The organism is Ancylomarina salipaludis (genome assembly GCF_004122035.1).
GTDB lineage: Bacteria > Bacteroidota > Bacteroidia > Bacteroidales > Marinifilaceae > Ancylomarina > Ancylomarina salipaludis.
In genome coordinates this window covers 123,919-139,580 of the sequence record NZ_SAXA01000003.1, presented here as the reverse complement: position 1 = coordinate 139,580, position 15,662 = coordinate 123,919, and the positions used below count along the sequence as shown (strand labels likewise).

The following is a 15,662-nucleotide window of genomic DNA, read 5'->3' as shown; positions in this document are numbered from 1 at the left end:
ATTCTCATTAACTACTTATTATTTACCCTTGTGCAAGTGATAAATACTTTCACTGACAAATCTATACAATTTTTGAAAATCGGGCTGCATTTTCAGGCTTTCCTCATGTGCTTTTATAACATCTTCGTCGAAACGAACGGCAGGTCCTGTTTGTGCAGCTTTAGCCGGCATTTCTTGCACCTTGAGTGCTGTCTCCAAAATCAAAGGCTTTAGCAAATCGAAATCCATCCCCTCTTCACGAAGCAATTCTTCTCCGATATGGTACATATGATTGGTGAAATTACATGTGAAAACCGCTGCCAAATGCAGCTGCTTGCGCTGATGTGATGAAAGCAGCTGAACCGAATTGGATATCCGATTTCCCATTTCGATCAGTTCCGATTCCAAATCAGAACCATTGGCTTCTATGCAAATTGGAATGTTCGAAAAATCGAGCTGACGCGCTTTTGAAAAAGTTTGCAAAGGATAAAACACGCCGTAACTGGTCGTAAAATCATCGAATACCGATAGAGGCAAACTGCCGGCTGTATGCACCAGCTTTTTCCCTTTCAGCTGCAGAGCTTGCAAAACAGGAAGCAAAGCTTTATCGCTTAAGGCGAAGATATACAAATCAGCATCTCGACGAAGGTCTTCATAGGAACAACAAGAATCTGCATCAACTTGCTTAGCTAAAGTTTCAGCTGACAATTGTGTTCTGCTATAAACCTGTAAGATATGATATCCGGCCTTCTTAAGAGCCAAAGCCAAATGTGTAGCCAGATTTCCAGCCCCGATAAATACAATCTTTTTAATCATTGTCTGATTCGTTAATCCTAATCTGAAAAAAATTAATCCTGCAAAAGCAAATCAACAGGTGAAGCCGCTATATTTTTCAAAGGCACCTTGCCCTTGTCTATCATCGAAAAAAGCTGTTTGCAAGCGCCTTTTAAATCATCGTACATGTCTTCAGCCACCAAAACCAATCTATCGTCAGACCATTGCAAATGTTGCAATTCGTCAGTTTGCCTATCGCGCGACAATAGATAAAGTGACTTGCTGGGTACAAAAGAGTGGGTTAATTGATTTCTTAACCTATCGTACAGCCAGTGGTCATTATTAACCACACGGTATTTATTCCCCATCAGAATATTCAGTGCTTTAGAGAATCGTTTTGAAGATTGTGCCCGTGCCTTTAAAGGCTTGTTGTCCAGAAAACAACCCAGGGCTTCAATGGCTTGTCCCATCAGTATAAACGAGAAGAAATAAAAGCCCTCTTTCTGCAATCGACCAATTTCATCGATAAAAATGCGGCTTATAAATTCCTTTTCCTGTTCTGCCTTAATTTTTTCCATTCCACAAATTTAATTGATTTGCCTGATAATAGCGATTATATAAACCAAAACCTGTTCCGTTGCATCAGGGATACCTTGCGTTGCACTCGGAGGGCGTTCCGTTGCATTAGCAACCCTTTCCGTTGCAGCTGGGAGGTGTTCCGTTGCATCAGTACCCCTTTCCGTTGCACCTGAGAGGTGCTCCGTTGCATCAGCAACCCCTTCCGTTCGCGAACGGAAAGGGTCAACCCGCGAACGGAAGCCTACACAAACAGCTCTACAAACAGGAAGATCCAATACAGAACAAGTAATACTTAAATATTTGTACATTTGCCCTCATATTAACACAACGCAATTCGCACATTCAAGCACAAAATATATGAAACGAGCCATGCTTAAATCTTTCCTCTTACAGGAAAATATTTATGGGCGACTGACATATGGCAAATATGAAATTATAAACATATGAAAGGCAAACTTTATCTCATACCAACCACATTGGGTGATTCGGGACTCGATGCCGTGATACCAAAAGATATTCAGGAACTGATTCCAAGCATCAAACATTTTATTGTTGAGAATATCCGTACCGCACGTCGTTACCTAAAAAAAGTAGATCGCAACATCGACATAGAAGAACTCAGTTTTTACGAACTGAACAAACACAGTTCGCCTGCTGCTATTTCAGATTATTTAAAGGCGATTGAGGAATATGATATGGGCATTATTTCAGAGGCAGGTTGTCCTGGTGTGGCTGATCCCGGGGCTGATGTGGTGAAATTGGCTCATGAAAAAAACATTCGAATTATTCCTTTGGTTGGTCCCTCATCCATTTTGCTATCGCTAATGGCTTCGGGTTTCAACGGCCAAAGTTTTGCTTTTAATGGCTACATTCCTATTAAAGAAGGTGAGCGCGCTAAAAAAATCAAACAATTAGAGAACCGTTCAGTTAGCGAAAACCAAACTCAAATTTTTATCGAAGCGCCCTACCGTAATATGAAACTGCTGGAAGATCTGACGCAGCAATGCAGCGCCGGAACCAAAATATGTGTGGCGGTTGATATCACGCTGGAAACAGAATTCATAAAAACCCTTCCGGCTAAACAATGGAAAAGCCAAATGCCCGAACTACATAAACGACCTACCATTTTTCTTTTGCACAAGGATAAATAGAGTCATTACATAATAAATGGGAAAGAGCTGTTGATAATATCGACAGCTCTTTTTTTCATCAAATCACTCATTCTCTAACTCGCTCTCTTTTAGAATCATTCTACAACAATCATAAACAATAAATCATTAAATTTAAGGATCTTACTGATAAATCAGCTTACACTGAATTTAATTCTATTAGAAATACTCACTAAATACAAGCGCAATGAAACTTGAAAAAATATTAGACAGTATTAACTCCCTTGAGAAAAATTCATTTTTAAAAATTGTTGATAATATCATTAATTCAAATCCGAAAAAGATAAAAGAAATAGAAAAAATTCTCTCCGATAACAATGTCGATCTCAAAAGCGTTGATAATGCCAATATTTCAAAAGTTTTCAATCTGATAACTCACGAATTTACCCAATCCGTTAAATCTGAATTTGTCAACACAACATCACAGTTGGATATTTTAATCGATATCATTATTCGTGATGGAAATGCCATATTAAAAAGAGAATGGTTAGGCTATCTCTATGAAAAAGAACTTTCAAGTATCAAGAAGAAAACTCGAAATTTAAAGAACAATCTGCTGGACGAAAAATCAGAATTGGACGAACAAAGGATACGTGATTACAACATTTATAAAGCTTGTGTAAAAACGGCATACAATAATGATCTTGAAAACAACAGAGAAGCAAAAATTACCGATGATGAATTGTCTATTCTTTTGTGTTTAGCTCAGAAGCTTGAATTATCCCAGGAAGAAATCAAGTTAATCAACTATCTGATTATACCACCTGAGAAACATGATATTGATGAAGTCATTTCATTCCTAAAAAACATTGGTGTTATTTTTTATTCAAGAAAAAACAGTCAACTCTACATAGCCGATGAAATGGTTCGGGTTCTAAGAAAAATACGGGAAAAAGATTTAGCCGATAAGTATTATCGCAGAATTCTTAAAGCCCTGCGAGAACCTCAATTAAATCTTATCTGTCGCAAGCACAATATTGATATCAAGGACCAAACCTACGAGACTAAAATTAAACTGATTATTTCTGAAGGCATTCCAATCTCTACTCTTTTACAAAATAGTCTGCACAAAGAGGGAACAAAACTTACTGAAAAAAAGAAATTACTGAATGATTTATGGGAGAATGGATTAAAAATATCAACACCCCTGCATGGTCTTAATTTAGAGGATAAAATTTCAAACCTCATCAATTACTTCGAAGATGTTGAACGAGATGAAAAAGTGGGTATTTCAATTGAAGGTTACGAGAGGCTTTTGATTGATTTAACTGATGTTCTGCCAAATCTGCAAAAACAAATTCAAAACGAATTTGAAATGCAGGATGATAAGATTGAAAACAGCCAATATTACCTGGATTTCAATATCAAACCCAGAGACATTCTCGATTTAATTTCCAATGACGATCTTAAGACATTTATTGCTGCCAAAGAATTAAAATCAAGGGGTGACCTTATTCTTAATATTCTTGATGCATATAAAGACGCTGAGAATCTCTATATCGAAAACTATGAACATCTTGGATTCCGAAATCTTTCTGAACTTAAAGAAAATGGGATTATTATAAAAGAATCTGAGTTAGGTTTAAAATTTGAAGACGTAACTCGTACGATATTTGAACAACTTGAATTTAACGTTGATGAGAAATTAAAAAAACAACTCAATTCAACAAAGAACAAAATGGACTTAATTCTCAACTTAGGGAATAATGATGTTATTATCGTTGAATGTAAAACGATTAAGGAAAGTGGCTATAATAAGTTCAGTTCAGTTTCCAGACAAATCAAATCCTACGTAGATCAAGCTAAAAACAATGGATTCAATGTGGTAAAATCATTATTAATTGCCCCTGATTTTAGTGATGATTTTGTGAATGATTGTGGTCTTGAATTCGAAATTAATCTATCTCTTATTACAGCAGGTTCCTTAGTAAATATTCTGGATGGGTTCAGAAGTTCCAAACACAAGAAATTTCCTTACCAACTTTTAATGAAGGATGTCTTAATCAAAGAGGATCGAATCCTAAAAGCAATATCACGATAAAATTAATTTCATACAAAATACGCCCACTCCTATTACAAGAGTGGGCGCATCTTTGTGATACGATCAATAAAAAACTACAAGTTCTTATAAAAGGCTGGTAATTCTTTTTTAAACTTCTCAATAGCTTTGGGCATACTATCGTAAGTACGACCACCAGCGGCATTAATATGTCCACCACCGTTAAAGAAATCGCGAGCCATTTGATTGATTGGAATATCACCTTTCGATCGGAATGAGATTTTAACCGCATCGTCCCTCTCCATAAAAATAACCGAGATATTGATTCCTTTTATTGATAGAGGATAATTGACAAAACCCTCAGTATCGCCATCCTGATGTTCGAATGCCTCAAGAGTTTCTTTGGTCAAATGAATAATTGCCGCTTCGTATTCGGGCAAAAGTTCCAGTCCCTCATTCAAACAATAACCCAACAGTTTCATTCGATGTGCCGAAAAGTTATCGTAAATATTACCATGAATCTTTCCCTTATCAATGCCCTTAGCCATCAAGTTGCCTACTATCTCGTAAATACGCTGATTCGATGAGTTGTAGCTCAAGCCTCCGGTATCAGTAATGATTCCTGTATAAATACACTCTGCAATTCCTTCATCAATTAGATCATTATCACCCAGAGCATCGATAAATTCATAAATCATCTCACAAGTGGAACACATAGCCGTATCCGTCAGAGCAATATCAGCAATATCTTCGGGCATTGGATGATGATCAATCATGATTTTTGTTGCCTTATGCTCCTCCAATAGCTTACCCAAATCACCCGAACGCTTAAAGGAATTGTGATCGACAATAAAAATCAAATCTGACGCATTAATATAAGCTGTACAATCTTTTTCTGCTGTCTCAAAAACCTCCAACTCCTCAGGACTATGCAACCAGGTTAAAAACTCAGGATAAGCATTGGGACAAATGGCTTTTACCTGCTTACCCAACTTTTTAAGGTATCGCAACAAAGCTAGCGATGAGCCAATGGCATCACCATCCGGCCCTGCATGAGGGATAATTGAAATCTGATTCGATTCTAGTATATATTCTTTGGCCGACAAGCTCAGCTCTTGATTTATTCTGTTTTGCATAGTCTGTTTTTTCTCTCTTATAATTCAAGTTTGCTAAATTACGGAATATTTTAAAAGAATCTGAAATAAAAACCAGCTCAATCCAATTGACATAAACCTGGCTTTAATTATTTTAAACATGGGCTATTGACAGGCTTATTTGTTTTCGAACACACTTCTGCAAACCAGCCTAAAACATCAACCTTTCAGCCAATTATCAGATCAAACGCTTTTTACTTGCTTTATTATTTAGAATGATTAAATTTGTTTCAATAACCAAAATTTAAGAATTATGAGAAGTGACAGAACTTTTACAATGATAAAACCAGATGCTGTTGCCAATGGCTATATTGGTGAAATTTTAGCTGCCATTACAAGAGGTGGCTTTAGAATTGCAGCTCTGAAATACACTCAAATCAGCAAACAACAGGCTGAAGTTTTCTACGAGGTTCACAAGGATAGACCCTTTTATGCCGAATTAACTGAATTTATGAGTTCGGGGCCTATTATAGCTGCTATTCTTGAAAAAGAAAATGCTGTAGCTGATTTCAGAAAACTAATTGGAGCAACCAATCCGGCTGAAGCTGAAGAGGGAACCATTCGTAAACAATTCGCCGAATCGATGTCGAAGAATGCTGTTCACGGTTCTGATAGTGATGAAAACGCTTGTATCGAAGGTGCGTTTCACTTTTCGGGTTGTGAAATTTTCTAAGCTTAAAGATTAAATAAAATTTAAAGGTCTAAGGAGTAAGTCAAGCTTTTTAGGCCTTTTATCTTACAACAATATCATCAATAACCTGCTCGTCAACTTCTTTATTTAAGGCTCTGATCAAACCCGTTTTAATCAGCATCAGTTCATTTCGAATAATAGATGAACGGAGCTGTACATACAATTTCCTGTTTTTGACATAAAGGTTGGTTGTGGCATTGGCAACATTCTTACCAATCACAACTTCCCATGCCTTAATCAACTCCAGTTCTTTAAGCTTCACATCCAAGCCTTGCTCTTTTAAAACAATCTTGACAAGTTCTTCTATTTTTTGTGTTTTTGAACGGCGCATATTAAGGATAAAGATTAAAGGATAAAGTAAAAAGTTTAGAGACCAACAACTGATCCATTATTAAGACCAAAAAGCTTGTAAGTCAAATTCGATGAGGATAAAATCTGATCCAAATGATCGCGATTGGTATCTGATATGAAAATTTGGCCGAATCGCTCCTCCGAAACCAAATGTACGATTTGTTCCACACGCTCCGCATCCAACTTATCGAAAATATCATCCAGCAAAAGTATCGGATTGTATTCAGACAATTTTTTAATGAATTCGAATTGCGCCAACTTTAGAGCAATCAGATAGGTTTTTTGCTGCCCTTGCGATCCCATTTTCTTGATGGGATAATCACCCAATGACAAAATTAAATCATCCTTGTGAATACCAACCGTTGTGTATTGCATTACCTGATCTTTCAAACGAGCATGGCGCAATAAATCCCGCATTGAGTGAGCATTCAGCTGCGATTTATATTCCAGAGTTACACGCTCATTCCCCTGCGATATAATATTATAATACTCTTGAAAAACGGGCATCAGTTTGTTCAAAAAATCCTTACGCTTTTCATATATCGAAGCAGACAGGATAACCATCTGCTCGTCCCAAATACTCAGGCTATCCTCCTCGAACTTCCCCCGACGCGCAAAATCCTTTAGCAATTTGTTACGTTGTAAAATCACCCGATTGTAACGTATCAGATCATCCAAATACTTTCTATCGTATTGCGATATCACACTATCCATATACTTGCGTCTCTCCTCACTCCCATCGGTAATTAAGCGTACATCAGCCGGCGAAACCATCACAATTGGCAAAAGTCCAATATGCTCGGAAAGCTTTTTATACTCCTTTTTATTTCGCTTAAAGTTTTTTTTCTGACCTCGTTTTAGCCCGCAATAAATCAACTCATCCATCTCCTTACGCTGGTAATTCCCTTCCAGAACCATAAAAAGTTCATCGTGCTTAATATTCAATTGATCGGTTGAAGAAAAGTAGCTTTTGCAAAAACTCAGGTAATAAACGGCATCAAGCAAATTGGTCTTCCCCATGCCATTATTACCTATAAAACAGTTGATCTTAGGCGACAGCTCTATTTCCAACTCTTTTATATTCTTGTAATTTATAAGGGACAAACGCTTTAAGTGCATATCTTTTATTTTGCTTTTGAGGAGATCACAATCTGAATTTATGTTCAGATTTTTTATTCCGCATCAAAAATACGAATAAATTCAGTTTCAGACTCAATTTCATTCATTAATCAATGCCGAATTCACATTCACTTTTTATATAAAAGTTGTCGTAATATTCGCAAAAAAAATTACATTTGCGTTAGCAAAAAATAAAACATTAAATATTTCTAATATGTCTACAAACAAAAAAGATCAGGTTCACGAGGATAACTTTGAAAATTTAGAAGAAGCTTTAAGTAGAACCGAACAATATATCGAGAAAAACCAAAAGAAATTAACGTATATCGCATTGGCAATTATTGTAATTGCAGTAGGTATTTTTTCATATCAGAAATATTACAGAGCTCCACTAGAGCAAAGTGCACAGGCTGAAATGTTTCAGGCGCAGCGTTATTTCGAGCTAGACTCTTTTAATCTTGCGATTAACGGAGACGGTAACTATGATGGTTTCCTTGATATCATTGACAATTATGGATCAACTGAAGCAGGTAATTTAGCTGCATACTATACAGGTATTTCTTACCTTCACCTTGGTGAATTTCAAAATGCAATCAATTATTTAGAAGACTTTTCTTCAGATGATTTCATTCTTTCATCTCTAGCTAAAGCTGCAATTGGTGATGCTTATATGGAACTTGGTAATAACGAAAAAGCAGCTTCGAACTATATGACTGCAAGCTCAATCAACCCTAATAATTTCACAACACCTATCTATCTTCAGAAAGCAGGTATCGCTTACGAAATGATAGGAAATTACGCTGATGCTTTAGCTGCTTACGAAACTATTGAGAAAGATTTTGCAAAATCATCAGAAGCTCGTGACATCGAAAAATACATTACTCGTGCAAAATTGAAGTTGAAGTAATCAACTCATTCAGATATTAAAAAAGCGAAGATCAATGATCTTCGCTTTTTTGTTTCCAGTCCTCTTTAATGCGTCATTTCTTTCAGGAAGTCTTCAACATCACCAGGCGTACTCATAATCTTCATAAAAGTCCCCATGGTCAACTCTGGCCAATACAAAGCAAAACGGTATTTACCATGCAGCATACTCACTTCTTTTCCCTGAAGAATAATCTCATAAGGCATAGCAGCAATGTGCTCTTCACCAATTATTGGTAGAAAATGCCCTTCTCCATCATCAGCATCCATAAGGCCAAGTCCAAACACAGCCACCTTTTCGTCTCCAAAAACTTGCTCGTAAACCAAACTCGTATGCCCTTTTCCACTGTTTATATTCTTACGTATTGTTGCTAATCCTTCTTCAAAAGAATCAAACGTATTTAAATCAACAGGATCATTGAAATAGGGCATCATTATTTTATAATGATACTTTTTAAGTTCCTTTTCAGTCAGACAACCTCCAAATGCTTCAATTTTTCCACCCAGGCTTTTGAGTGCCTCTTTACTATCACTCACAATATTCATCAAACCGGATTTATCACTTTCGTAATTCGATAAATAGGCACAAAACACATATTGAGGATTCAATAAGCTAACAGTTACATGATCTCCCAGTTGAACAATTCCGACACGAATAACAGATGCCAAAGCTCCTCTATCTTTCGATTTTAAACAAAGCTCCGATAAATCCTTGCGAGAAAAACAAAGCACTCTTAAGCTATCTTTATTTTCCGGATTATAATCTCCAATTAACTTAAAGGATTTTTCTGAAAAAGCATTCTCAAGCAGATCTTTCGCCTGATCCAATTCATAATTCTTTATAGCATCAAGCTTAAAAAAAGGTGACAATTCTACTTCCTGTGCTGAAGCCAGACTGGCAAAAATACAGAAAAGGTAAACGAGACTAATTCTTTTCATTTTAGGTCTTATTAAATAAATATTTAGGTGTCTCAATATATGAATATATTTAGATATAAAGACTGGTATATAATCAATCAGAACAATGGAAAGAACAACAGGACTTCTGAAAGCCTAATTCCAGTGATCTGGCTATTTATTTAAACTCTCTGTAAATTAATAATCACAAAAAAGTAAGCCATAAAAAAAGCCCCTAAAAAGGGGCTATATCAAACTTTAACGAGATTCAGAAATTACTCAACTTTCTCAAGTTGTACAGTAAAGTGACGCATAATTGGAGCCTCGTCCACAATCTTAAGACCGTGCTTAATATCCATACGTCTGTCCCAAACATTTTTAAGCGCTACTGCAACCACATCCATATGATTGTTGGTGTAAGTACGACGAGGAATAGCTAAACGCAACAATTCCAATTTAGGGTAACGGTTCTCACGCGTTTCAGGATCTCTGTCAGCCAAAATTGCACCAATCTCAACACCACGAATACCCGCTTCAAGATACAATTCACATCCTAAGGTTTGTGCCTGGTATTCTTCTTTTGGAATATGACTTAAAAATTTCTTAGCATCAACAAAAATAGCGTGTCCACCAATTGGCATCTGAATAGGTACACCAAAACTTCTTAGTTTCTCACCCAAGTATTCAACTTGCTTAATACGTGTTTCCAATGTTTCAAACTCCGTTCCTTCGTCAAGACCTTGAGCCAAAGCATTCATATCACGACCTGACATACCACCATAAGTCACATAACCTTCGAACATGATATTGTAAGTAGATGCCTGTTTCCATAGGTTCTCATCTCTCATTGCAATGAATCCACCCATGTTTACAATAGCATCCTTTTTAGAACTCATGGTTGCCATATCAGCATATGTATACATTTCCTTTACAATCTCCTTGATTGTCTTATCCTGATACCCCTCTTCACGAAGCTTAATAAAATAAGCATTCTCAGCAAAACGAGCCGAATCGAAACACACAGGAATACCATACTTGTCAGCTAATTCCTTAACAGCTTTCATGTTTGCCATAGAAACAGGCTGTCCACCAGATGTGTTACACGTTACTGTAACAATAATCATCGGAATCTGCTCCTTAGGGTAAGTTGAAAGTACCGATTCTAGTTTTACAAGATCCAAATTTCCTTTGAAAGGATGATCAATTAAGGTATCGAAAGCCTCATCAATGGTACAATCAACAGCTTTGGCTTTTCTGAATTCGATATGACCTTTAGTTGTATCAAAGTGTGAATTACCAGGAACAACATCACCTTCTTTTACCAAAACAGAAAACAATACATTCTCAGCAGCACGCCCCTGATGCGTTGGTAAAAAATGATCGAAACCTAGAATATTTTTCAAAGCATCTTTCATTTTGTAATATGATCGGGCTCCTGCATATGACTCATCACCCAACATTAGCTCCGACCACTGCTTATCACTCATTGCACCTGTTCCTGAATCAGTCAAAAGGTCAATAAATACGTGATCGCTTTTTAGGTTAAACAAGTTATAATTGGCTTCCTTAAGCCATTTTTCTCTCTCTTCTCTGGTACTTTTTCTGATGGTTTCAACCATCTTGATTTTAAACGATTCTGCGAAAGGTAATTCCATGATTATATTCTTTTAAATTTTAAATGTATCGTATTAATCTTCTCATTATAAAATGAAAAACTTTGAGTTTGGGTTTACAATTAGATGTACCTGAAATACAGCACCCAAATAAAATTAGGTGTGTAGAAACTAGTATAGCTTACGCTATCAATTTTGATCTAATAATTACAGTATATAGTGGGAAAGCTTTTTTAAAGCTCAGTCAATTGACAATAAAAAAACCTCAACGACTAATAGTGGTATCCGTCGCGGTTCTTTATATTAAGGAAGTTGTTCTGCTTTGGTTTGGAAAGTTGATTATGCTTTTTCATAGTCTCAATTTTTACCATTGCCCCAAAAATAAGTTTTTTCAATTTCATAAAAAAGAGCTGCAGGCATTTTTCGCAAACGATTGTAGTTATTTATACGCATTTTTCCCTTTTTAAACAGAAATTTATTCTCATTTTTGTTCTTGGTGGAATTGAAATATGGATCAGTTTATCTGATCTGTCTGGTAAATTATCACTGACAACTTATACTAAACCCTAAGACACACGCATTGAGATGAATCGCAACCTTTTCCTCTTTCTATTACTCTTTCAATCAAGCATCCTTTTTTCATCGGAAAGTAAGGCAAGTTCAATTTACAATCAGGTTTTTGACACCCAATTTATTGGCATACAAAACATGCCCGTTCTGCAAAATGAACCTCAGAATCCAATCAGTTCAATTGAACGCGATTCAATTGAAATTAAGGTGAAATTGCTTCCTGGTAAACTCTACAAAATCAGCCATTCAAAATCGACCCTAGATGCCTATTCAACCTATGCAATAAAAACGATAAAATACACTGATCCATTAAAACACATCAACAATATCGATTTCAAATATTTGCTTGGAGAGCTTGATATTGAGGCGCATTCAAAAGAGAATAAATCTTTGGATAACGCAGTAAACACTTTGCTGGACTATGTGAAAAATGACAGTATCAGAAATATGGTGACCTACCTGAAATCCTATATCGAAAAACGTCAAACCGAAGAAGCTCTCAGAGAACTGGCAAAAAAAGTCGATCTTGAAAATCAAAAAATCGAACAAACCAAAGAACTTTCAAAGGACGAGAAATCCAATTTGATAGATGATACGCGAAAATACACTCAATTGTATCATTATATCGAAGACGATTCGATACACCAATGGATCAGAGAAATCAGTCGTGACTCCGTTGAGTTTGCAGTAAAAAATGCTATGAACGACTCCCTTGCCTTTTGGATAAATAATGGTAAACCGGATTTTAAACGCTTCTGGTTGAAAAAAAACAAACGGGATTCAATTGGTATTTGGCTTCAAAATACACCAAGTAAAGGCATCCGTATTTTGTACGATGACGATGTTTATCAGGAATCGGTGAGAAATACCAAACGAAAAGGAGCCAAAGTTCGTTTAGAAGAAAAAGTATCGCCTGATGGATTCAAACTGGCAAAACTAAAAAAATACAATCGCTATGTCGATATTTGGAAATTTGGAACTCTGGTTAAGCTGGATTTCAATCAAGGTCATGTAAGTAAAGACTGGGCTGAAGGGGGCGAAAGTTCAATTTCGGCTTTAGCAGGTGTTAAATCTTTTGCCAAATATCAAAAAAACAAAACCTCTTGGGAAACAACTCTCGATCTCCAATACGGTCTTTTAAAATCAGGTGATAATGAGTTTAGAAAAAATCAGGATAAACTGGAACTCAATACAAAATTTGGTCAATTGGCATTCGGAAAATGGTATTACACATCCATGTTTAATCTGAGAACACAATTTGTCAGAGGTTACAATTACTCAGCTGACGGAAACAGACAACTCATTTCGAATTTCTTTGCTCCTGCTTATATTCTGGGCTCAGTCGGTTTAGACTTTAAACCCCAAAAAGACTTCTCAATTCTGATTTCACCCTTTACAGCTAAGTACACCATTGTAAGGGATACGGCAAATATCGATCAGACTGCTTTTGGTATTGATGCTGATAAAAAAATTAAAAAAGAGGTCGGTTCCTATGTGAAAATCCTGCACAAGTGGAAAATCACAAAGGAAATCAGTATGGAAAATAAACTTGAATTCTATTCGAGTTATACCAATAAACCCAAGAATATTGATGTAGATTGGCAATTCATTTTAAATCTTCCGATTAATCAATACTTAACAACAACCATATCAACCTATCTGATTTCGGATGATGATACCGGATCGAAGATTCAGTTTAAGGAAAACTTAGCTGTTGGAGTTAAATATCAATTTTAAAAAATGAGTTCTACATACAGAACTCGACCCATAATTATAAGATATTGAATTAAAAACTAATAAATTCAGATTATGAGTATGATTTACGATGTTTCAGGAGTAGGAGTAATTGAGATTGATACCTTAATTGTCGACTCAAATGGAACGATCTCAATTAAAGGCGAAATTGTTCCTGGCGTTATCGAGAAAATTCATCAGTTGCAAGCACATGGTGTTAATGTAGTAATGGTATCAGCTGATCAACGTGGTACTGCTAACCATCTAGCTCGTGTTAGTGGCATGACCTACTACGAAGCAAGCAATGCACGCGAAAAAGAGGATATCCTTCTTTCACTGGGAAGTAAAAATATAGCTTCCATTGGTAATGCTCGAACAGATATTGGACTCTTTGTTCAATCAAAAGTTTCCATTGCTACGCTTCAAGCAGAAGGCATTCACAAAGATGTTATCGATCATGTCGATGTAATTATGCCATCGATTGTCGATGCATTAGATTTCTTTTTAGATTCCGACACCTTTATCGCCACTATGAAACGATAAGATTTTAAAGACATCCTAAGGGCTGTCTTTTTTTATTAATAAACCCCAAGGAAAAATCTTGTCAATGAGAGATTCGTAAAAATTCATTTATGCTCATTCACATTATATTGTATCTTTGCAAAACTAAATAATCATTTTACAACTTAATTTTTATAGAATGCACAGTTTAACAGCTATTTCACCAATCGATGGACGCTACCGTGACAAGGTTGACGTATTAGGAGAATATTTTTCGGAGTATGCGCTTATTCGATACCGGGTATTGGTAGAGGTCGAATATTTCATCTCACTTTGCGAGTATCCACTACCTCAGCTAGCCGATTTCGACACCAATAATTTTGATGAACTACGCAGTTTATACTTAGACTTTACTGTTGAAGATGCACAGAAAGTTAAAGACATTGAGGCTGTAACCAATCACGATGTAAAAGCCGTTGAATACTTCATCAAAGAAAAATTTGACGCTCTTAACTTACAAGAATATAAAGAATTCATCCACTTTGGATTGACTTCTCAGGATATCAACAACACTGCTACGCCATACTCTTTGAGGGATGCCGTACATGATGTTTATTACCCTCTTTTAGACGAATTGATTGAAAAGCTTGAAAACTTATCAAACGACTGGAAAGATGTGGCTCTTTTGGCTCGTACTCACGGACAACCCGCTTCACCAACTCGTTTGGGTAAAGAAATTCAAGTTTATGTATACCGTCTAAAAAAACAATTAGACCTATTAAAATCGGTTCCTTGTTCAGCAAAATTTGGTGGCGCTACGGGTAATTTCAATGCCCATCATGTCGCTTATCCACAAATCGACTGGAAAGCTTTTGGTAACAAATTTGTAAACGAGTCGTTGAAATTAGAGCGTGAAGAATACACCACTCAAATTTCGAACTACGACAATATGGGTGCTATCTTCGATAACTTCAAGCGTATCAACACCATATTAATTGATATGAACCGTGATTTTTGGACATATATCTCCATGAATTACTTCAAGCAAAGAATTAAAGAAGGTGAAGTAGGCTCTTCAGCTATGCCTCATAAGGTAAACCCTATCGATTTTGAAAATTCAGAAGGTAATCTGGGCTTAGCTAATGCAACTTATGAACATTTGGCATCTAAATTACCTATCTCTCGTTTGCAACGTGATCTTACCGATTCAACTGTATTGAGAAATATTGGGGTACCATTTGCTCACTCAATTATTGCCTTCAAATCCGTATTAAAAGGATTGGATAAACTGATTCTTTCTCCTGATGCTTTTGAAGCTGATTTGGAAGATAACTGGGCAGTTGTTGCTGAAGCCATTCAAACCATTTTGCGTAGAGAAGCTTATCCAAACCCATACGAAGCGTTGAAAGCTTTAACCAGAACCAATACAAAAATAACCAGCGAGAGCATTGCTGAGTTTATCGATACACTTGAGATTCCTAACAGTCTAAAAGCTGAATTGAAAACCATCACTCCGAGCAATTATACAGGAGTTTAATCTCAAAATACATTTAATTGAAATGCCGCAGGAGTTTGACTTTTGCGGCCTTTTTTTGTTATACCTCCACA

The 15,662-nt window shown here is 36.3% G+C and carries 14 protein-coding genes; 7 read left to right on the top strand and 7 right to left on the bottom strand.

What is annotated here, in order from left to right; translation table 11 throughout:
* Positions 1-18 precede the first annotated feature (18 nt).
* Positions 19-795: a Rossmann-like and DUF2520 domain-containing protein gene (locus EO244_RS04760; protein ID WP_129253478.1), complete on the bottom strand. Its 777-nt coding sequence runs from the start codon at positions 793-795 to the stop codon at positions 19-21.
* A gap of 32 nt (positions 796-827) precedes the next feature.
* Entirely contained in the window at positions 828-1,331 is a 504-nt protein-coding gene (locus tag EO244_RS04755; protein ID WP_129253476.1) for a hypothetical protein, read from the bottom strand.
* Positions 1,332-1,775: 444 nt separating this feature from the next.
* Between EO244_RS04755 and EO244_RS04750 the strand changes: the two genes are divergently transcribed.
* On the top strand, positions 1,776-2,483 hold the full coding sequence (locus EO244_RS04750) for an SAM-dependent methyltransferase (RefSeq protein WP_129253474.1): 708 nt from the start codon (positions 1,776-1,778) through the stop codon (positions 2,481-2,483).
* A gap of 205 nt (positions 2,484-2,688) precedes the next feature.
* Positions 2,689-4,542, top strand: a complete 1,854-nt coding sequence (locus tag EO244_RS04745; protein ID WP_129253472.1) for a hypothetical protein — start codon at positions 2,689-2,691, stop codon at positions 4,540-4,542.
* Positions 4,543-4,616: 74 nt separating this feature from the next.
* On the opposite strand, the gene EO244_RS04740 is transcribed toward EO244_RS04745, so the two are convergent.
* On the bottom strand, positions 4,617-5,636 hold the full coding sequence (locus EO244_RS04740; protein ID WP_129253470.1) for a DHH family phosphoesterase: 1,020 nt from the start codon (positions 5,634-5,636) through the stop codon (positions 4,617-4,619).
* Between the two features lie 271 nt (positions 5,637-5,907).
* Between EO244_RS04740 and EO244_RS04735 the strand changes: the two genes are divergently transcribed.
* Complete coding sequence (locus EO244_RS04735; RefSeq protein WP_129253468.1) at positions 5,908-6,327, top strand: nucleoside-diphosphate kinase; 420 nt, start codon at positions 5,908-5,910, stop codon at positions 6,325-6,327.
* Positions 6,328-6,385: 58 nt separating this feature from the next.
* Here the strand turns inward: EO244_RS04735 and EO244_RS04730 are convergent, their stop codons facing one another.
* Together EO244_RS04730 and recF are read right to left on the bottom strand one after the other, a co-directional pair.
* Positions 6,386-6,676 carry a DUF721 domain-containing protein gene (locus EO244_RS04730; protein WP_129253467.1) on the bottom strand — a complete coding sequence of 97 codons (291 nt, stop codon included), beginning with the start codon at positions 6,674-6,676 and terminating at the stop codon, positions 6,386-6,388.
* A 35-nt stretch (positions 6,677-6,711) separates the two neighbouring features.
* On the bottom strand, positions 6,712-7,815 hold the full coding sequence (gene recF / locus EO244_RS04725; RefSeq protein ID WP_129253464.1) for a DNA replication/repair protein RecF: 1,104 nt from the start codon (positions 7,813-7,815) through the stop codon (positions 6,712-6,714).
* A gap of 214 nt (positions 7,816-8,029) precedes the next feature.
* Between recF and EO244_RS04720 the strand changes: the two genes are divergently transcribed.
* Positions 8,030-8,722 (top strand): tetratricopeptide repeat protein, encoded by a 693-nt coding sequence (locus tag EO244_RS04720; RefSeq protein ID WP_129253462.1) that lies wholly within the window; start codon positions 8,030-8,032, stop codon positions 8,720-8,722.
* 65 nt (positions 8,723-8,787) lie between these two features.
* Here EO244_RS04720 and EO244_RS04715 read toward each other — a convergent pair whose 3' ends face one another.
* Both EO244_RS04715 and EO244_RS04710 read right to left on the bottom strand, forming a co-directional pair.
* Positions 8,788-9,678, bottom strand: a complete 891-nt coding sequence (locus EO244_RS04715) for a hypothetical protein (protein ID WP_129253460.1) — start codon at positions 9,676-9,678, stop codon at positions 8,788-8,790.
* Between the two features lie 233 nt (positions 9,679-9,911).
* Positions 9,912-11,291 carry a tryptophanase gene (locus EO244_RS04710; RefSeq protein ID WP_129253458.1) on the bottom strand — a complete coding sequence of 460 codons (1,380 nt, stop codon included), beginning with the start codon at positions 11,289-11,291 and terminating at the stop codon, positions 9,912-9,914.
* A gap of 543 nt (positions 11,292-11,834) precedes the next feature.
* Between EO244_RS04710 and EO244_RS04705 the strand changes: the two genes are divergently transcribed.
* From EO244_RS04705 to purB, 3 genes are all read left to right on the top strand, one after another.
* A complete protein-coding gene (locus tag EO244_RS04705) occupies positions 11,835-13,556 on the top strand; it encodes a DUF3078 domain-containing protein (protein WP_129253456.1) in 1,722 nt (573 codons plus the stop codon).
* Between the two features lie 72 nt (positions 13,557-13,628).
* Positions 13,629-14,096 carry an HAD family hydrolase gene (locus tag EO244_RS04700; RefSeq protein WP_129253454.1) on the top strand — a complete coding sequence of 156 codons (468 nt, stop codon included), beginning with the start codon at positions 13,629-13,631 and terminating at the stop codon, positions 14,094-14,096.
* Between the two features lie 157 nt (positions 14,097-14,253).
* Positions 14,254-15,591: an adenylosuccinate lyase gene (purB, locus tag EO244_RS04695; protein ID WP_129253452.1), complete on the top strand. Its 1,338-nt coding sequence runs from the start codon at positions 14,254-14,256 to the stop codon at positions 15,589-15,591.
* Positions 15,592-15,662: the final 71 nt, after the last annotated feature.